The sequence below is a fragment of the Eximiradius sp. genome (assembly GCA_937127445.1).
Taxonomy (GTDB): domain Bacteria; phylum Bacteroidota; class Ignavibacteria; order Kapaibacteriales; family UBA2268; genus JAKIZO01.
The window spans coordinates 243126-262431 of sequence record CAKZLY010000014.1 but is presented as its reverse complement, the minus strand read 5'-3'; the positions used below and the strand labels follow the sequence as shown (position 1 = coordinate 262431).

Below are 19306 nucleotides of genomic sequence, written 5' to 3'. Positions count from 1 at the left end.
ATTATTCGTTTAGTATTTCGTAATACAGATTAATATTTGCTTTAACAGTTTTATTAATGTCAAAATCTTTTACGATTTCGAGCGAACGCTTACCAAAGCGGTGGCGCAAGTCGGCATTGTCTGCGAGCAGCCGGAGATATTCAGCAAGTTCAACGGGATTATCGGGTTGCACCAGAAAACCATTTTCGTTGTTTCGAACAGCTTCTGGAATTCCACCGACAGCGGTCGCAATAATTGGCAACCCTACCGACATTGCATCGAGTAAAGAAGTGCCCAGCCCTTCTTTTTTTGAAACAAGTGCAAAAATATCGAATGCTTTGAGATAATTGCCAATGTTTGTACGATATCCTTCGAAGTGGAAATTTTCGAGGGAACGTTCTGCTGCAATTTTTTTCATTTGCTCTAAAAGCAAGCCATCGCCCACGGCAACAAAGGCAATAGGTTTGTCTTTAAGTAAAAAGGCAACATCGAGCAGTAAAGGATAATTTTTATGCCCGGCAAATGCGGCAATTGTACCAACAATTATTTTGTTTGGGAACTTATTGCGAATGGGTAAGCCATCTGAATTCTTAAACTTACTTAAATCAATACCGCTTCGGATAGTAGTTAGGCGATTTTTGGGGAAACCACAATCGAGCAAGACATTACAAATTGCATCAGAAATGCAGACAATTTTAGTAACACGTTTGTTAAGATATTTCCATCGATTGAAAAAAGTGAGTTTCACTGGAAAATCAACACGACGTGAAACGACAATTTTCACGTTAGAATTAAATAGAGTTGATATGACCGCAATACTAAGACTATGCGAACAGTGGCAATGAAATATGTTGTAACCAAACTCCTTTGCGATTTTTGCAATTTTATAGGCTGAGGGAATATCAAATTCACTTCGCAATGGGAGCTCGAAATGCGGCAGGTTCAAATTTTTCAATTTTTCGGAAAAGGCAGAAGCAGACGGGACACAGATATTTGTCGCAAACCCCTGATCAAGCATTGATTGGTAGAGGTAAAGTGCTTGCTGCTGCCCTCCGCGCCAGGTGCGACCGGTGTCTATATGTAACACGCGAGGTGTCATTTGCTTTGCTTTTCGATGATTTTCAAATATTTGAGAGCAACACCAAAAGCAGAAATGAACGACAAGATAAGCCCGTTGCGTCCATCGAGGAAGCCGCGGTCGAGCAGATACATTTTACAAAATTTAGCAATAAAGCTGAGGAATGGTTTACAAATGCTATATTTTTTCCCTGTATGTTGCTCTGCGGCAATATCTGTATAGAAGTCGATTTTCCGCAAATGGGATTTTATTGTTGGGTAAGTATAATGATAGATTGGTTCCTTGATTGTGCCGATGGGAACATTCCCGACAACACTTTCGTGAAGCGGCTTATCGTTAAAATTAGCGTGCTTGCGATTGAAAAGACGCTTTGGAAAGTCGCGTTGCCAGCCGCAGTAGTTAATCATTTTGTCCAAATAGAAAGACTTACGCTTAATTCGGTAGAGAAAGAACTCAGGGTTTTGCATTATTTGCTGGATGTGCTGTTTGAGTTCGTCGCTTACTACTTCATCAGCATCGATAGAAAAAATCCAGTCGTTCGAGGCAAGTTCGGTGGCATAACGTTTGGCCCGACCGAAGCCTTCCCATTTTTCAAGCAGAAAAACCTTCGCACCAAGCGAACGTGCAATTTCGCAGGTGTGGTCTGTAGAACCTGTATCGAGCAGAATTATTTCATCGGCGAAGTCAAGCGAACGCAAGCACCGAGAAACATTATTTTCTTCGTTTTTGGCAATTATAACAGCAGAGAGATTAAGCATAGTTCTTCAATTTTCTTTATCATTAAAAGCAAAAATAGATTGAGTTTTTACCTTCCCTTGTATCACACAAAGCGGCGAAATATCAATGCCAATCAAATTTACTCCTAGCAGTTGAGCTTCGAGGGCAGTAGTTCCACTTCCAGAAAAAGGTTCGAACAATGTATCACCTTCTCTAAGCTCAATACTGTTTATCAGAGCCCTAATCATTTGCGGGTGAAGTTTCCCTTTGTAAGGATAAATCCAATGAGTAAGGTACTGATTAATTGAAGAAGTGGTATTTTTTGCAATTATATGATAATAGTCAGTGTAGAAGTTTTCGACTGTTTTAAAATATGAACTTTTTGTTCTAACAAGTTCGATTTTATCATTGGATTTATTTAAAATTTCGAATTCTCTTAATCCGTTTGTGGTTTTATATTCAATTCCAAGCGAAGATAATTCCAATTCAGCAAGTGATAGTTCATAGATAAATTGAACATTATCAAGAAGAACTAAATCAGTGTTTTTCATAATCGCGGTAGAATTGATATTGCTTATTTTATTTGTCATCGAATATCCATTTAAGATAAAGAAACTACATCAACTTAATTTTATTTTTATTTGCATCGGCTTTTTGCTGAACAATTTCGTAGTGCAAGTCTGCAATTTTTCGGGCAAGGCTATCCCAGGAAGCAATAGACTTATAAGTCTGAATATTTTTTTGATATTTTTCGAGCAAGTTTTGCTCGAAGACAATTTTGATTGCATCAGCCAAAAGCAAAGCATCAGGTTTTGCAACAAGATAGCCGGTGTTGTGTGGTTCGACAGCTTCGCGCAAACTCCCGACATTCGTAGCAACTACGGGCAAATCGAAATGGTAAGCGATAGCAACAATTCCGCTCTGTGTAGCCGAGCGATACGGAAGGACGCACACGTCAGCAGCCGAGAAGCAAAGCGGGACTTCACTATCAGAGATGTAGCGAACGTGTTTTGTGATTTTGTTTTCAACTCCGTGCTGTTTGATAAGTCTGTCGTATTTATCGAAGTTGCCGTAGGGTTCGCCAGCAATTAGTAAATAATAATCTTCGGGTAAATATTTCAATGCTTCGATAAGCAAATCGAGACCTTTATAATCACGAATAAAGCCAAAGAAAAGCAATATTTTTTTATCGAAAGGCAAGAAGAGTTTGTCTTGAGCAATTTTTTTCGGGATTTTTTCACCGAAATGGTTGTAAAGCGGGTGAATATGTTCGATATATTTTGCGTCTGGCTTGAATTCTAATAGGTCGTTTTTCACAGTATCGCTCATAACGACAAAAGCATCGTTATGTTTGAGAAAAAAGTTAGTCAATTTAATATCGCCGGGGCGTTTTTCGTGTGGCTTGACGTTATCCAGAATAGAAATTCTAGTAATTTTTTCGGGCAAATACTTGCAAACAGTGGCAAGCGAGGGAGCAAAAAACGGCATCCAATATTTTGTAAGCAGTAAATCTGGGTCGTAGCGGCGTATTTTTTGAGCTGAGCGTAGATAGCTCATCGGATTAATTGTGTCGAGTATTCGTTCAGCAATAAGTTTATCGACTTTATCGGTAGGAGACACAAATTGCGTTTGTCCGGGGAATAGAAGCGATGGGTACTGCCTCGAAAACGTATAGGCTTTGACTTCAGCAAATTTTTCAAATGCACGGAAAAGTGCAGCATTGAACTGAGCAATACCACCACGAAAAGGATAGAATGTCGAAAGATATGCTATTTTCATATAAAAGCAATTATTTATTAGAAATTTCGTTTTTTGATATTTAAATTTAACTAATTTATTAAAAATATCCGATTAAAAATAATGGTAGATGAAATTATCACACAAGCGGAACGAAGCGGTCTTGGGAAGGCAGATTTTTATTATTGGCGTTATCAATATGAATTAGGCAGGGATATAATTGTGCCATATTTTCAGAAAAACATCTGCGAAATAAAGGGCAAGAAAATTGCTGAAATAGGTTCTGCCGAGGGTGGTGTGCTTCATTCATTTGTTAGAGCCGGCGCTGAATATGGGTTAGGCACTGATATAGCTAAAAATAGATTGGAAAGCGGACGAAAAGTGTCCGCTGCTGCGCAACTGAATGTGGAATTTACTTCCCATAATATTCTTTATGATGAAATACCTTCAAAATGGCAAAATTACTTCGATATAGTAATATTGCGAGATGTAATAGAGCATTTATCAGAAACCGAGCTTGCAATTGTAAGAATTCGAGAATTATTGCGTGAAGGTGGATTTCTCTACGTTACATTTCCGCCGTATCGCTCGCCCTATGGTGGTCATCAACACACGCTTGCTGGCAATTTTATAACAAAATTGCCTTATATTCATTTATTTCCTGATTTTATCTTCAAAAAAATGATAAGTTCTGGTAGGCAAATTGACCAAGAGGAAACGCTTAGATTGCGGGAAATTAGGCTTTCCTCAAAAAAATTCAAAGAATGTGTTTATTCGGCGGGCTTAACAATTGCAAAAGAGGATTATTATTTATTGCGTCCAGTATTCCAAAAAAAGTTCGGACTGCCGTCACTAAAAATTGGAGCAATTGGGAAAATCCCGTTTTTTGGAGACTTCCTGTCGCTTGAATGTATGTATGTTTTGAAAAAATAGATTTGGTATAAATTTTGCCGTAATAATCGATAAATGAAGGGGAAAATATGCTGATAAATTTGAACAAATATAATATAGCACGCTTTGCGGTTGTCTCGCCTGAGGTGAGAATTGCCGATGTGCCATTCAATGTAGAAAAAATCAAGGAAGTAGTAGAAACGGGGCTCGAAAACAAGTGCAATTTTTATCTGTTCCCTGAAATGTCGATAACGGGCTATTCTTGTGGCGATTTGTTCTTTCAAGATAATTTAAATCGTGCAGTAGAGCAAGGGTTGCTGGAATTGCAGAAATTTACTCAGCAGCAAGCAGTTACAATTGTGATAGGAGCACCTTTGCGTTCGCTTGGGAAAATGTTTAATTGTGCCGTTTTCATTTCAAATGGTCAAATTTTGGGAGTTGTTCCTAAAACATTTATTCCGAATTACGACGAATATTACGAAGAGCGATGGTTCTCGGGTGATGAGGATAGACACTGCAACACATTAGAGTTAAATGGCAACGAAATTCCATTTGGTGCGGATTTAATATTCGAAGCAAGGGATTTTCCATTGCTTCGAATAGGAATAGAAATATGCGAAGATTTGTGGTCCGTAGTGCCACCAAGTTCTGATTTAGCGCTTGGTGGAGCAAATGTACTGCTTAATTTATCCGCGAGCAGCGAGTATTTAGGCAAAGCAGAATACAGAAGAAATCTGGTAGTATCGCAATCGGCACGCTGCCATGCTGCTTATCTTTATTCTTCGGCTGGGCCGGGGGAAAGCTCGACTGATTTTATTATGTCTGGGCATTGCATTATAGCAGAAAATGGCAGAGTTCTGGAAGAAAGTCGCAGGTTTTCGTTCAACACGCAAATGATCATCTCTGATGTTGATATTGAAAAACTTAATTCCGAACGCTTGAAGAATAGTTCTTTTGCTACGGGACGTACTCAAAAGCAATTTAAAACAATTAGTTTTCAGTTTGGAACAGTATCGACAACTAAACTTTTGCGCCATATTCCTAAGCTACCGTTTGTTCCCCGTTCGTATCAGCAGAAAAAAGAAGTATGCGAGGAAATCCTGAACATACAAATCACAGCATTATCAAAACGCTTGAAACATATTGGGATTCAGAATGTTGTTCTGGGTGTTTCTGGTGGACTTGATTCAACTCTTGCTTTGATTGTTTGTGCTAAAACTTTTGAAAGACTCAGCTTAAACAAAAAAGGTATTTTGGCGGTTTCTATGCCTTGCTTTGGGACATCGAGCCGAACAAAGATAAATGCACAAAAGTTATCTGAGGCGCTTGGAGTTAGTTTTCGTGAAATTGACATAACAAACACAGTTAGGTCGCATTTTGAAGATATTTCGCACAATGAGAATCAGGTTGATATTGTATTCGAGAACGCACAAGCACGGGTAAGAACATTGATATTGATGGATTTAGCAAATAAGTTGAATGGTATTGTTGTTGGAACGGGCGATTTATCGGAAGCAGCATTGGGATGGAGCACATACAACGGCGACCATATGTCAATGTATAATGTAAATTCGGGTGTTCCGAAAACACTTGTAATGTATTTGATTGACTGGGCAAAGGACAATATGTTCGAAGGAGAAGCGTCGCTAATCCTCGGTAGCATTATGAAGACACCGATTTCACCGGAACTTTTGCCTGTAAGCGAGGACGAGCTTGTTCAGCAGACGGAAAAAATAATTGGTCCATATTTGCTACACGATTTCTTCCTTTACTATTTTGCCCGATTTGGTTATTCGCCGACAAAGATTATGATGATGGCGAAAGTAGCGTTTGGTGATAAATTTAAAAATCACGAAATAAAAGAAAGTATGAAAAAATTCATTACACGATTTTTCGTAAATCAATATAAGCGTTCGTGCATACCCGATGGAGTAAAAGTTGGAACAGTTGCTCTATCGCCTCGAGGGGATTGGAGGATGCCGAGTGATGCAGTTATGGAAATATGGATATCAGAAATAGATAGGTCCGAAATATGATTGATTTTTTCGATATAAATAATCCATTATTGATAGTAATAGCGGACGATCACGAAATAGTGCGTGCAGGGCTTAAGCGTTTGCTGAACATTGAAAAATCTTTTAAGATAATTGATGAAGCACACAATGGCGAGGAAGCGGTTGAGCTTGTAAGCTACCATAAGCCACATGTGTTGCTGCTTGACATACTTATGCCGGTAATGACAGGCATCGAAGCATTGCCTTTGATAAAAAAGATGTCGCCCGGTACAATGGTTGTTATGCTTACAGCGTTTGAGGACGCATTACATATCGAGCAGGCAATTGATGCAGGTGCCGATGGTTATCTATCAAAAGATATAGCATCAGCTGATTTAATAGATGCGATAAAAAAAGTTGTTTTAGGCGAAAGAGTGTTCAGCAAATCAATATTGAATATGATGCAACATAATCTGCGCAAATCACAGGAGAATGCCAAACCAATATCTATTACCAAAAGGGAGCAGGAAGTGCTAAATCTTATTGCCGAAGGAAAAACTAATGCAGAAATAGCTGAAATACTGTTTTTAAGCGTTCGTACTGTGGAATCGCATCGTTATAATTTAATGCAAAAGCTTCAATGCTCGAATACAGCGAGTTTGGTTCGCTATGCAATAAAAAATAAAATCGCGAATGTATAAACTTACATTTTTTCGCTATCTAATAAAATCAGGCTGCACTTTGACGAAAAGGCAGCCTGATTAATTATTTTTTATCTGATTTTATGCTGTTTTCCTTTTGAAAATTCGTTTAATTTTGCCGAATACTGCTTTACCAAATGCGTTATTTAAATAATCGGCAGAAGGAATAACATAAATTGTAAGAACAGTCGAGACGAGCAATCCACCTAAGGAAACAATACCGAGTGGCATACGCAATTCTTTGCCGAAATCCCCGATACCCAAAGCCATCGGAAGCATACCCAAAATAATAGCAGCAGAAGCCATAATTTGCGGTTTTAGTTTTGTTGGAGCAGCCTCAATTAGAGCGTCTCTATGGCTCATTCCTTTGCGAACTAATTGGTTAGAGTAATCAAGAATGAGAATTGCGTTGTTGACCACAATCCCCACAAGCATTATTATTGCCATCATAGAAATTGTATTCATAGTTGCACCAGTAATAAACAGGATGCCCAGCACACCAATAAATGATAAAGGCAAAGTGCTCATAATGATAAGCGGTTGGACTAAATCTTCGAGCAGTGCAGCAAGCAACATATAAGTAAGCACAATTGCAATTAAAAACGCGCGCAACATTTCTGCAACAGTTTCATTCATCATCTCGGCACTACCACCCCATTTGTAATAGTATCCGGCAGGCATCTCAATTTTAGCGAGACGCTTTTCAATTTCGTCGGTAACCTGACCTAATGGGACACCAGCTGCGGGAGAACCGGTAAATTTAATGGTTGTGAGTTTATCTCTGTGCAAAATCTTTGCAAAACCTTTAGTAAAGCGAACTTCACCTAATTGCGACAAGCGGTATGGACCGTTTGGTGTTGCAATCGGAATATTACCGACTTTCTCTGGTGTGTTGTAAGCATCGTCGAAAAGTTTTACTTTAATATCGTATTCTTCGCCTTTTTCCCTATATGTTGTAGCAACGAGACCTTCCATCGAAGCGCGAAGAGTCATCGCAACATCCATAACAGTAATACCAGCTTCTTCTATTTTTTCACGATATGGATAAATTGTAATTTCCGGTTTGCCAGAACGAGATGAATTATCGAAATTAATAAGCCCGGGAACATCTGATATTTCATTAATAACTTTTGTTTTTAATCGTTCGAGCACCAATGCATCATTTCCCATTAAGTAGAATTCGATTGGAGCGCCGGGACCACCGACATTTTCAGCAAAGTCAACTTTAATTTTTGCGTTTGGGATATCAGAAAGCAAGTTTGTAAATTCAGTTATGTATTCTTGAAGAGTAGTTTCGCGTTTGTTTGCATCGGTTACAGTTACATCCATCGATGCAAGGTTTGTGTTCTTATCCAGTTCGGTTTGTTTGCCTAAGCTTGTAATGATTTTAGTAACGTCTGGGTATTGGCTAATACGGCGTTCAATTTCTGCCATAACAATAGATGTTTCATCAATATTATATCCATCGGGCAATTCCACATCAATTCTAATTTGTGAATCATCAATACGAGGGAAGTTTTCGAAACCAATAGAAGGGCCCAGAACTATAAAGCTTAGAATTAGCAATCCAAATGAACCGAAAGCAACAAACGAAGCATAAAGTTTTCGGCTAAGGACCCACGCAAGAGTACGCTTATAGAATTGCTCCACTTTCGACCAGTATTTTTCTATAGCTGCACCGATCTTTCCAACTTTAATTTGTTTTGGGAGCAAAATAGAAGCAAGCATCGGAGTAACAGTAAACGAAACAAGTAGAGAGAACAATGTTGCATATGTTACAGTGAGAGCAAATTCACGGAAGAATAGCCCAACCATAGAAGTCATTTGGGCAATCGGTAGGAACACAACAAGGTTTGTCATTGTAGCAGCCAGAACAGCGACAACAACTTCATCCGTTCCCTTGGCGGCAGCTTCTTTGTTATCCGAGCCGAGTTCTTCTTTGTGTCGGAAAATGTTTTCAATTACCACAATTGAGTTAGAAACAAGCACACCAACAGAGACAGACAATCCCATAAGAGTCATGGTATTTAACGAAAACCCTGATACTTGCATCAAAAAGAAAGTAGAAACAATGGAAATTGGCATCGCCAGAGCAACGATAAAGGTTGTTCTAATATCGTGCAGGAAGAATAGTAGCACTAATCCTGTTAGAATAACGCCCATATAAATGTTAGAAAGAGCATCGCTGACAGAACTTTTGATAAATGTAGAGCGGTCCAATGCGATATCTAATTTCATGCCTTTCGGCAAAGTTTTTTCTATTTGTGGCAAAGATTTGCGTATCGCATCAGCAACATTTACGACATTACCATCTGGTGACTTAACTATACCAATATTAATCACATTATCAAGTCTGTCTTTCAATTTATTATCAAAGAATACAGCGCGTTCGCGGACATCTTTTCCTTCGTCGAAGACTTCGGCGATTTGCCCAATTTTTTTCAATCCACCGATTGTAGGAATTTGTAATTTTTTAATTTGTTCTGGCGACGAATATTGTCCTTGCATACGAACTGTGTATTCCTGTCCTTGTAGTTTAAAGTATCCAGCAGGAACATCAATATTATGAGCTTTTAAAATTTGAATAAGTTGCGGAAGTGAGATATTGTTTTCGTATACGGTACGGTTGTCGAGTTTTACTTGAATTTCACGTTCTTGCCCGCCAGTGATGGTAACATTAGCAACACCTTCGATTTGAGAGAAGCGGTCGCGAAGCACTCTATCGGCGTAGAAATACAGGTCGCGAGGGTCGGTTTGTTCTCCCGAAAGAATCACATTAACTACAGGGAAAGCCTGCAAGTCCACTTTTTGGATAATAGGCAATTCAGCATCATCTGGGAGCTGGCTCACAATAGCATCAACTTTATCTTTTACTTCCTGGTTAGCAATATCGATATCTTTATCGAGCTCAAATTGAATAATAGAAATGGAAACGCCTTCGAGCGAGTAGGAATCAATTACTTTAATTTTAGAAACTGTCGAAACAGCGTCTTCGATTTTTTTGGTTATCTGAGTTTCAATTTCTTTTGGACCGGCACCTGGATAAACTGTTGAAATGGTTACATACGGGATTTCAACATCAGGCATCTGGTTGAGAGTAAGGCTGAAATATGCCAATCCACCAAATAATACGAATACGATGATAAGCATACTCATCATTATTGGGCGATTGACAGATATATGAGCAATTTTCATATTTACACCTCTAATTTACAATTTTAACTTTACTACCATTGCGAAGCAGGAAAATTCCTTCTGTGATAAGGTGATCGCCGGGGTTCAAGCCTTCGGTAATTTCAATATCGATGCTACTTTCGACACCAGTTTTCACCGCTTGTTTGTATGCTTTACCATTTTTTTCAATGAACACGTATTTATCGTCTCCATCGAAAACTATATAACGACGAGGCACAACGATTGCACTATTTTTCTTATATGCGTTTATGCGAATATCAGCTGTAACACCGCTGCGGATTTTTCCGTGAGAATTGTCGAAGACAATTTCCACGCCATAGGCGTTATGTTGAGGGTCGATGGACAAATCAACAACAGATACTTTTCCAGTAAATTGATCACCATTTATTTTCATTGTTGCGTCCATACCAGGTTTGATATATTGAACTTCAACAGGAGAAGCCCAAACTTTTGCTTTCATTTTGTTGAGTTGAGCAACTGTAAATAAATTGTCGCCGGCTTTGACTTTATCACCTTCTTTAACAAGCATTTGTGTAATTGTGCCACTTATTGGCGATTCGATATAAATCAATTTATATATAGATTCCCAGTTGCGTTTTGCAACTAAATATTGAGCTTCGGCGTTGTCGAAATTTTGTTGTGAGGTTTCGCCTGCAGCAAGCAATTGCTTCATACGCTCATAGAGTTTTTTAGCGTTTTCGTAACCAATTTTTGCTTGGTCATATTGAATACGAGGATTGTCTTTTGGGAACTCAACAATCACTTGTCCCTCGCTAACGCGTGAACCAACTTTAGCATTAATTTTTACGATTTTGTCTTCGATAGCAGCTTGTTGCATTGTTTCTTTAATACCGGAGACTTTAGCAAAAAAGCTAAGGTCTTTTTCAAATCCACGTTCACCAATAGTCATAATCCTAACGGGGACACCTGATTCGGCGCGAATTTGTTCAATACTTTTGCCTGGTTTCACCTTTTTCTGGCAGGCGGAAAGGGACAAAACTACAATTAATCCAAATAAAAGTGTTTTTGATAAATTAAAGCTTTTCATAATTTATATAACTCCTTGAATTATTAATTTTCATCAATATATTTAGAATAAATTGTGAAATATCTGGAACTAATGTTACCGAGCAAGGCTTCAAGTTCGTTTTTAGCAATTGTCCAGTCGTAATACGATTGCAAGAGATTAGTTTTAGCCTGACGAAGAGCAAGGTCTGCATTTTCGATTTCGAGCTGGCTGCCGGTTCCTTCGCGATAGCGAGCGGTAGCAATTTCGTAGCCACGTTCAGCAAGTTTCACATTGCGTTCTTGAGCTTCGATATTAGATTTAATACGTTCCAAATCATTTATTTTTGATTTTACTTGAATAGAAATAGCTTGACGAAGTTGCATAATCTGGTAGTCAGTTTTTTCAACTTCAATGAGGCTTTGCTGAACTTTGTTTGTGGTTCGCATACCGTTGAATAGGTTGATGCTAAAACTCAATCCAACGATAGCACTTCTATAATTATTAAAGTTTAAATTATCAGAAGATCCATTAAAAGAGTAGCTTCCAAATGCAACAAGAGATGGCCAATAATCAGAACGATTCACTTCAACATAAGCATTATTGACACGGCGAAGGTTCTCCAGGGTGAGCAAATCGTAATTGTTTTTCATTGCCTGTTCAACAGCGGTTTGTTCGGGAAGAATATTGCCTTCGTCATAGTCAATTTCACCTTCGACGTCAATATCTTGTGATTGAGGTATAGCCATTGAAATTTTCAATGCTTCCTTAGCCATTTTCAAAGCATTTTCCATTTGAAGCAACGAAGGACGAATGTTTTCTACGCGAACTTCGGCTGTGAGGGCATCGAATTCCGAAACAATTCCTTGTTCGCGTAGAGCTTTCACATTAGATAAGTTTCGTTGAGCATTTTCAAAACTTTCGCGGGTTATATCTAATAATTTTTTAGTAAGAATGACTGAGTAAAAGTTTTTCTTAATTTCTGTTATTTTAGAAACAATATTAGATTTCAATGAAACTTTTGAGGTTTGAAGATAAGTGCCAGATGCGCCGATACCTTCGAAAACTGTGGAGTTGAAAAGGATTTGTGATACCTGGAGTTTTGTCTCGTATGAATTAGTTTGTGCAAACGATTGTAATTTTGTTTTCATTGGCAAAAATTTCGAATTATCGCGAGGCAGCAAACCTTCGTCGAACAGTACTCCGTAGGTTGCATTTGTAAGCATTGAGGCAAAATCTGGAAAAGCTGTTTTTGGCTTTTCGACGAAATGATTGAATCCAGCCGATAAATCCACTGATGGCATAGCATAGCCGTAAGCTTCGCGAACAGCGGCGCGCGCTTTTTCGATTTCGAGAACCGCTTGCTTGATGTCGTAATTGTTCTCTAATCCTGTTCGAATAGCGTCTTCGAGCGTATATACCTTAATCTGAGCGGAGGCAGCAAGCGTGCTTATTGCTATAATGGTTAGGAATAATAGTTTTTTCATCAACTTTCTTGAAAATTTATTGAACATAATTTTTTGCAAAAGTCAGAATATTGTTGGCGAGCTGAGTCGGTGAGCACACCTCTGAACATAACATTAAGAATAGTTTCTACAATCTCTTTTGGCGAGGCTTGCAATCGCATAATCATCGATGGAGTAACAAGATTTTGCACAAGAGTAAGGTGCATATGAAAAAGGACTTCAATATTCACATCAGAACGGAAGAAGCCCATATCGACGCCAGTTTTAAAGATACGGACAAAGTTTTTTTCGATTACTTTTTGGCGAAACTGATAAATTTTATCCCAGAGATGAGGAGTATATTTTTGCATATCATCGAAAAATTCACGGGTAAATTCAATTGCCGAATCAGCATTCAATTGCCATATTTTGTTAATTTCTTCGATTAGATTAGCCTGTGGGTTTTGCTCGACGTATTCAATAATGTTCTCGACGAAAGATTTGATTTTTTCGAGTTCTAAATCGATAATAGCTTCGAACAATTCTTCTTTTGTTCGGAAATGTTCGTAGAGAGTGCGTTTACTAATACCAATTTTTTGAGATAATTCGTCAGTACGGACATTTCGGTAACCAAGTCGAACAAACTCTTCGCGCGCAACTTTAAGTATTTTATCTTTAACGTCCAAAGTAAACTCCAAAAACTTAAAAAACAAAATCAGTTTTTTTGATGCACAAAAATAAAAAATATTTCGAAGAGAATACGTAATTTTTTTACGTAAGTTTCAATTATTTTCAATTATTGATGGAAAAGCGGAGCCGACAAAAAAAATTTTTTGGAAGAAAATAAAAAATAAATTAATTTTGTAGTTCAAGACGCTACGGAGGATTCGCATAATGGTATTGCAGCGGTCTTGAAAACCGCCGGGCGCAAGCCTGTGGGGGTTCGAGTCCCTCATCCTCCGCAAGAGATATACATTCGATTACATTTCTTATTCGAAATATCTTATATAATTGCTCACTTTTTAGTCTTTTTATTTTCGACTTAGTATTTATTGGTACAACCTGCAAATCGTATAGCAACATAAGAGAGGTCTTGTATCTAAAATTTACTTTTTTATTTTTGTAACACTTTTGGAACATATATTTCGTAGAGATGTTATGAGCTGTAAGCAGAATAACACCTTTTTATTAATTATTATTTAAAAAGTTATCATTTATCTCGCGACTAAATTTCAATTTGCACTATTTGCAAAAAATTAGTTTATTTTTTGCTATATTTGTTCTTTATGTGATTTATTAATGAAAAATTTATGGAAAACAGAGAAAATAATAATATATACTTTATCGTTTCTATTTTATTAATAATATTCGATCAAGCGACTAAACTTGCCGTGAAAGGCTTTAATTTGTTCGGGTGGCAGCACGAAGGAATGTATTATGGGGAGTCAATACCGATTTGGGGGACATTACTGCAACTTACATACATAGAAAATCCCGGGATGGCTTTTGGAATAGAATTTGGCTGGGGAAAGATTTTTTTAAGTTTATTTTCCATATTTGCTTCAATTGTGCTCGGCTACTACTTATATAAAATCACTTTTGCTCAAAAAGCTGTGAAAATTGGGATTAGTTTAGTGTTTGCTGGTGCAGTTGGAAATTTAATCGATAGAGTTTTCTATGGTGTTTTTTACGGGACACAGCCTCTTTTTTATGGGCATGTGGTAGACTTCATACAGGTGGATATACCAGACATAAACTTTATGGGCATAAACTACACGCACTTCCCTATTTTCAATATTGCGGATAGTTGCGTTACTTGTGGAATAATTCTATTGATATTATTTCACAATAAACTACCAGGAATAAAAGAAATCTTTGGGAATAGAACGCGAACAGAGGATTTGCAGAAAGAAAATGCAGCCGAATAATAACTATCCTGAGAAAGTCGAAACTATTTATAGATTTAGCATCACAGGCGGGCAAAAGCCTGAACGAGTGGATGTTTTTTTAACACGGGCGATTGCAGGAGCGACTCGCAACCGTGTTCAAAAAGCCATAGATGCAGATTGTGTAAGAATAAACGGGAAACCTGCAAAAGCAAGCCGCAAAATTCAGCCTGGCGATGAAGTTGAATGCATAATTATGAAACTTCCGCCAATAGAGCTAATTCCTGAGCCGATACCAATTGAAATAGCTTATGAAGATGAGCATCTTGTAGTTGTCAATAAGCAGCGAGGATTGGTTGTTCACCCATCGATTGGGCACAGAAGCGGAACACTTATTAATGCGTTGCTCTATCATTTTGGGTTGCGCGAGGCAATAAAACTTGAGATCGAAGAAGAGGACGAAGAAAGCGACAATGATGATGAACTAACCGATGAACAAATTTATGCAAGCGACGCTGTACGTCCGGGATTAGTGCATAGAATTGACAAAGACACTTCGGGTCTGCTTGTTGTAGCAAAGAATGCAACAATTCACGCAGAATTGTCGCGACAATTTGCCGAAAAGACAACCGAACGCGAATATCAGGCAATTATTTGGGGCAATCTGAAGCAAGAGAAAGGCACAATTGTCGGAAATATTGGGCGTTCACCCAAAAACCGCAAGATTTTCACTATTCTTCCGAAAGGTGGGAAATATGCCAAAACTGATTACGAAGTGCTTGAAAATTATAAGTATGTGTCGCTCGCTCGGTTTGTATTGCATACGGGGCGAACACATCAAATCCGTGTTCATTCGCACAACATTGGGCATCCAATTTTTGGGGATCCAACTTATGGTGGGACAACAATTGTATTCGGCGGGGAAAACCCAAAATTTCGTTCCACAGCAGAAAAGTGCTTAGGTATAGCGAACGAGCGTCAAATTTTACACGCAAAAACGCTGGGATTTTATCACCCAGCGTTGAAGCAATTTATGCGTTTCGATAGTCAGCTTCCAGATGACTTCCAGCAGATTCTGGAATTATTCAGAAAAGGCGGTTTTGCTTATTAATTCGGGCAAGTGGGTAATTTTATAGTAAATTTACTTCCAACGCCCAGTTTACTTTCGGCAAAGACTTCGCCACTCATTTTCTCGACAAACTCTTTGCAGATGACAAGTCCAAGCCCCGTTCCAACTTCTTTATTAGTTCCGAGTTTAGATTGTGTTTTATCTAATTTAAATAGGTTGTTTAAAGTGTCTTCGTCCATACCCACTCCGTTGTCTTCGACAAAAATATAAGTGAAATCGTTATCGATACGGCAACTAACTGATATTTTACCTCCATAATTTGTAAATTTAACAGCGTTGGAGAGTAGGTTCCGAATAACAGTTGCGAGTAAATTACTATCGCAACAAACAGTTGAGTTGCAGTTTTCGGAGATGTAAAAGGAAATTTTCTTCACTACTATCTGTGAAGATATATCGTTTGCAGCCAATTTAATTATCTCGGACAGATTATGTTGCTCAATATGAATAGAAAATTTGTTTAGCTGGGAGCGAGACCAGGTAAGAAGATTTTCGAGCAACTTATATGTATGTGAAGCTGAGTTTTTGATTTCATCAATTATATCGATAATATCTTCTTTGCTGAATTGTTCAATATTATCTTTAAGTATTTTAACAAGTTTATATTGAGCGGAGATCGGATTTATCAAATCGTGAGCAATAATGGAAAAAAACTTGTCTTTTGTGGAATTCAGCAATTCTAATTTTTTTGTATATTCTTTGAGTTTTTCTTCGGCTTCGGTGCGACGATTTAATTCATCAATTGCTTGGTTTTTAATCATCCTATATTGCTGAACCTTATTGAATAAAGTGGCAACGTTTTCGACAGCAATGATTACGTTGTATGAGCCAGTTTCATTGGTTGAGATAGACGAAAGAGTAACCGTTTGAGCCTGGTATTTCCCATCAATATCTTTGATTGGGATAAAGTATTCATTAAGCATCGGAGAAAGCACCATCGGTGGACGCCCTTCGAACATCAATTTTAATCTTGCCTTGTATTTAGGTGCCTGCAAATGTGGAAACAATTCAAATATATTTTTAAATATTACTTCTTCGCGTTGAATATTAGTCCAGGCTTCAAGGGTTCTATTCCAGAAAATAATATTGAAATTACTATTAATTATGCAAATACCTATTGGTATATGGTCGTAAGTAATTAAAGGATTTTCGTAATAAATATCTTTGAGCATAGCAATACAGAATAATATTTAACTAATTTTGTTTACATACTGGTCAATAATACTTACGAAGTATTGGAAGGATTTGATATTGAAGAATAGTATAATATCACCGGAAATTTTAAGTTCTTCAATGAGAAATATTGCTTTGCCAAGAAGAACTACTTCGTCGATAAATTTCAGGCGTTGTTCGAAAAATTCCTTTTTGTAGTTTTCGAAAAAGACAGGCACATAGAATTCGAATTCGTGTTCGAGTGAATTACTGAAAGTAGCAAGAATAGCATTGAGAATAATATTACCGATTTCAACCAGAGCGCCGGCTTTGATTTCGTCGAACTCGTAAGTATCGAGCACCTGACGTGAGAACACATTAACTAATTTGTTAGCACTTTCCTGCGAAAAGACGAGTTGAGAAATACCAGAAAAACTGTTGTGAAATTCCATATTCACAGCTGAGTAATCTTCCTTTCCCAAATCTTTTAGTTCTTCGATAAGACGGTCGGAAGAGATAATGCGAATTCTTGGGATAGAAAGTTCAATTTCGACGTTGAGTATTCCGCTAAGAATATTTGTGCTTTCATTGATACCAATATTAAGCAGTTCGAGAATAGATTCTTGCTGAATTTGAGTAAGTTCGTAATTCATAACTAACCTCCGCGAGAAAAAAGAGCTTTTTCGACAGCATCGAACAAATCTTGTTCGGCAACTTGCTTTTTCAAGATGGCAACAACCCCCAGTTCACTGAATTTGTCTAAGATAGCCTTTTGTTGGTTAGCAGAAATAACAATAATGGGGGAATTGATACCCATTTCGCGCATAATTTTGATTGTAGTAACTCCATTAATGCCCGGCATGAGGTAATCAACAAGAATGCAATCAAATTGCTCGTTTTTAAGCAATTCAATTGCATCTGTCCCACTGCTTGCTTCTTTAATAGAATTAAATTTTTTTGAAAGAATTTTCTTAATTGCCATCCGCGCAACTATGGAATCATCGACTATAAGTATTTTTTTGCTATTGTCCATACGCAACCTTCTATTTCTTAACTTCCCAATAAATTTCTTTTCGCAATTTTTGGATATAATCATTGTATATTTTCATTTTTTTATGATCAAGTGCGATGTTGCTTATATATTCATAGTCTTGTTTGAGAGTAGCGTAATGCTCGGGAATAGTTGCTTTTTTATAAATAATATGGAAAGCAGGTTTATTTTGGACAACATTATAAGAAAGAGGGTCGGAAATACCGCCATCTTTAAGTTGTTTAATTTGTTCGCGGAAGTTCGAGGGGAGTTCATTCATAGGCAGTCTGCCAATGAGCCCACCAAAGCCGCGAGTTTCTTTGTCGTCGGAATGGAGGCGGGCAAGCTCGGAAAAATTATTTTGTTCGATAGCGACTAAACGAAGGGAATCCAGAAAAGCACGAGTACGTTCATAGTCGTCTGACGACTGCGAAATTTTGAACAGAATATGGCGAGCGTGTATAGCATCTTTCTTTTTCTCGACAACCTGAATTAAGTGAAAACCAAATGGCGTTTCGACAGGGCGCGAGATATCGCCAGATTCGAGCGAAAAGGCAGCATTTTCGAATTCGGGGAAGAACTTACCACGAGAAACCCAGCCGAGGTCTCCGCCTTTCGAGGAGGTAGCAAAATCCTGACTATAGCGAGCAGCAAAACTTTCGAAAGCACCACCGTTGAGAATAGAATCCCTAACACTTCGTGCAAGTTCCAAAGCTCGTTTCTTTTCGTCCTGTCGTACATCAACATATTTGACAAGGTGATAGATTTCATAAGTATCTGGCACTTTGGGGATAGAATCGCGGTATAATTTGAAGAATTCTTCGACTTCTTTTGGTGTAATTGAAACATTTCCAATAAGTTGCTGAACAAGGTTAGCAGAAAGCAATTTATTGCGAATATCGTCGCGCAGTTCGAATTTTATTCTATTGATAGATTTTTTATAAACTTGCTCAACTCTTTCTTCTGAACCAAACTGCTGAATTAAAGTTTGTAGAAAAGCTTGCCAACGAGCTTCGATTTGTTCGTCAGTAACTACGATTGAATCCTCGACTGCTTTAGTAATAAGTAGCTTTTCATTTATTAATGCATCAAGCAATTCCTGAAAGAGCTTTGGGTCGTCGGGATTTACTCGTGGGTCTTGCTGAGCCATCATCAGAAGTTGTCCACGCACATCGCTAAGCAAAATCACTTCATTACCGACAACAGCCAGCACTTTGTCCATTGTTTCTCCTCGTGAAAGCTGACTTTGAGCGTATTGTGAACTAACAAGCAGAAGGCATATCAACAACAAAAATTTCTTCATACAAAGCACAAAAAATATTGAAAATAATAGAATATAATTTATCACAAATAAATGATAAATTCAAAT

At 37.9% G+C, this 19306-nt stretch carries 17 protein-coding genes and 1 tRNA gene; 6 read left to right on the top strand and 12 right to left on the bottom strand.

The genetic code is table 11. The features are described 5' to 3' along the window. Nucleotide 1 precedes the first annotated feature (1 nt). From AC6QZF_RS03910 to AC6QZF_RS03895, 4 genes are read right to left on the bottom strand one after another with little or no spacing between them, the layout of a single operon-like run. Nucleotides 2–1078 (bottom strand): glycosyltransferase, encoded by a 1077-nt coding sequence (locus tag AC6QZF_RS03910; protein WP_499798561.1) that lies wholly within the window; start codon nucleotides 1076–1078, stop codon nucleotides 2–4. Beyond that, a complete protein-coding gene (locus AC6QZF_RS03905; RefSeq protein WP_499798560.1) occupies nucleotides 1075–1815 on the bottom strand; it encodes a glycosyltransferase family 2 protein in 741 nt (246 codons plus the stop codon). The genes AC6QZF_RS03910 and AC6QZF_RS03905 overlap by 4 nt, the downstream gene beginning before the upstream one ends. A 6-nt stretch (nucleotides 1816–1821) precedes the next feature. Next, nucleotides 1822–2364, bottom strand: a complete 543-nt coding sequence (locus tag AC6QZF_RS03900; RefSeq protein WP_499798559.1) for a TRM11 family SAM-dependent methyltransferase — start codon at nucleotides 2362–2364, stop codon at nucleotides 1822–1824. Nucleotides 2365–2389: 25 nt separating this feature from the next. Then, on the bottom strand, nucleotides 2390–3553 hold the full coding sequence (locus AC6QZF_RS03895; protein ID WP_499798558.1) for a glycosyltransferase: 1164 nt from the start codon (nucleotides 3551–3553) through the stop codon (nucleotides 2390–2392). An 81-nt stretch (nucleotides 3554–3634) separates the two neighbouring features. Between AC6QZF_RS03895 and AC6QZF_RS03890 the strand changes: the two genes are divergently transcribed. The 3 genes from AC6QZF_RS03890 to AC6QZF_RS03880 are packed head-to-tail and all read left to right on the top strand — an operon-like array spanning nucleotide 3635 to nucleotide 7097. Next, on the top strand, nucleotides 3635–4444 hold the full coding sequence (locus tag AC6QZF_RS03890) for a class I SAM-dependent methyltransferase (RefSeq protein WP_499798557.1): 810 nt from the start codon (nucleotides 3635–3637) through the stop codon (nucleotides 4442–4444). Between the two features lie 47 nt (nucleotides 4445–4491). Beyond that, nucleotides 4492–6438 (top strand): NAD(+) synthase, encoded by a 1947-nt coding sequence (locus AC6QZF_RS03885; RefSeq protein WP_499798556.1) that lies wholly within the window; start codon nucleotides 4492–4494, stop codon nucleotides 6436–6438. Continuing rightward, entirely contained in the window at nucleotides 6435–7097 is a 663-nt protein-coding gene (locus tag AC6QZF_RS03880) for a response regulator transcription factor (protein ID WP_499798555.1), read from the top strand. The genes AC6QZF_RS03885 and AC6QZF_RS03880 overlap by 4 nt, the downstream gene beginning before the upstream one ends. Nucleotides 7098–7178: 81 nt before the next feature. Here the strand turns inward: AC6QZF_RS03880 and AC6QZF_RS03875 are convergent, their stop codons facing one another. The 4 genes from AC6QZF_RS03875 to AC6QZF_RS03860 are packed head-to-tail and all read right to left on the bottom strand — an operon-like array spanning nucleotide 7179 to nucleotide 13429. Continuing rightward, entirely contained in the window at nucleotides 7179–10292 is a 3114-nt protein-coding gene (locus AC6QZF_RS03875) for an efflux RND transporter permease subunit (RefSeq protein ID WP_499798554.1), read from the bottom strand. Between the two features lie 10 nt (nucleotides 10293–10302). Next, nucleotides 10303–11340 (bottom strand): efflux RND transporter periplasmic adaptor subunit, encoded by a 1038-nt coding sequence (locus AC6QZF_RS03870; protein ID WP_499798553.1) that lies wholly within the window; start codon nucleotides 11338–11340, stop codon nucleotides 10303–10305. Between the two features lie 23 nt (nucleotides 11341–11363). Continuing rightward, nucleotides 11364–12785, bottom strand: a complete 1422-nt coding sequence (locus tag AC6QZF_RS03865) for a TolC family protein (RefSeq protein WP_499798552.1) — start codon at nucleotides 12783–12785, stop codon at nucleotides 11364–11366. Then, on the bottom strand, nucleotides 12785–13429 hold the full coding sequence (locus tag AC6QZF_RS03860) for a TetR/AcrR family transcriptional regulator (protein ID WP_499798551.1): 645 nt from the start codon (nucleotides 13427–13429) through the stop codon (nucleotides 12785–12787). The genes AC6QZF_RS03865 and AC6QZF_RS03860 overlap by 1 nt, the downstream gene beginning before the upstream one ends. Before the next feature lie 194 nt (nucleotides 13430–13623). Here AC6QZF_RS03860 and AC6QZF_RS03855 point away from each other — a divergent pair. The 3 genes from AC6QZF_RS03855 (at nucleotide 13624) to AC6QZF_RS03845 (ending at nucleotide 15740) form a co-directional block, all read left to right on the top strand. After that, nucleotides 13624–13705 (top strand) — tRNA-Ser (locus AC6QZF_RS03855). A gap of 348 nt (nucleotides 13706–14053) precedes the next feature. Then, the gene (lspA, locus tag AC6QZF_RS03850) at nucleotides 14054–14671 is read left to right on the top strand and encodes a signal peptidase II (RefSeq protein ID WP_499798550.1); all 618 of its coding nucleotides are present in this window, start codon (nucleotides 14054–14056) and stop codon (nucleotides 14669–14671) included. Continuing rightward, nucleotides 14658–15740 carry an RluA family pseudouridine synthase gene (locus AC6QZF_RS03845; protein WP_499798549.1) on the top strand — a complete coding sequence of 361 codons (1083 nt, stop codon included), beginning with the start codon at nucleotides 14658–14660 and terminating at the stop codon, nucleotides 15738–15740. Before lspA ends, AC6QZF_RS03845 begins: the two co-directional genes overlap by 14 nt. Here AC6QZF_RS03845 and AC6QZF_RS03840 read toward each other — a convergent pair. The 4 genes from AC6QZF_RS03840 to AC6QZF_RS03825 are packed head-to-tail and all read right to left on the bottom strand — an operon-like array spanning nucleotide 15737 to nucleotide 19240. Continuing rightward, a complete protein-coding gene (locus AC6QZF_RS03840; protein ID WP_499798548.1) occupies nucleotides 15737–16927 on the bottom strand; it encodes a sensor histidine kinase in 1191 nt (396 codons plus the stop codon). The two genes, AC6QZF_RS03845 and AC6QZF_RS03840, sit on opposite strands and share 4 nt — an antisense overlap. Before the next feature lie 18 nt (nucleotides 16928–16945). Continuing rightward, nucleotides 16946–17560: a hypothetical protein gene (locus AC6QZF_RS03835; RefSeq protein WP_499798547.1), complete on the bottom strand. Its 615-nt coding sequence runs from the start codon at nucleotides 17558–17560 to the stop codon at nucleotides 16946–16948. Between the two features lie 2 nt (nucleotides 17561–17562). Beyond that, a complete protein-coding gene (locus AC6QZF_RS03830) occupies nucleotides 17563–17940 on the bottom strand; it encodes a response regulator (protein WP_499798546.1) in 378 nt (125 codons plus the stop codon). A 10-nt stretch (nucleotides 17941–17950) separates the two neighbouring features. Continuing rightward, nucleotides 17951–19240, bottom strand: coding sequence for a peptidylprolyl isomerase (locus AC6QZF_RS03825; protein WP_499798545.1), 1290 nt, complete (start codon nucleotides 19238–19240; stop codon nucleotides 17951–17953). Nucleotides 19241–19306 lie beyond the last annotated feature (66 nt).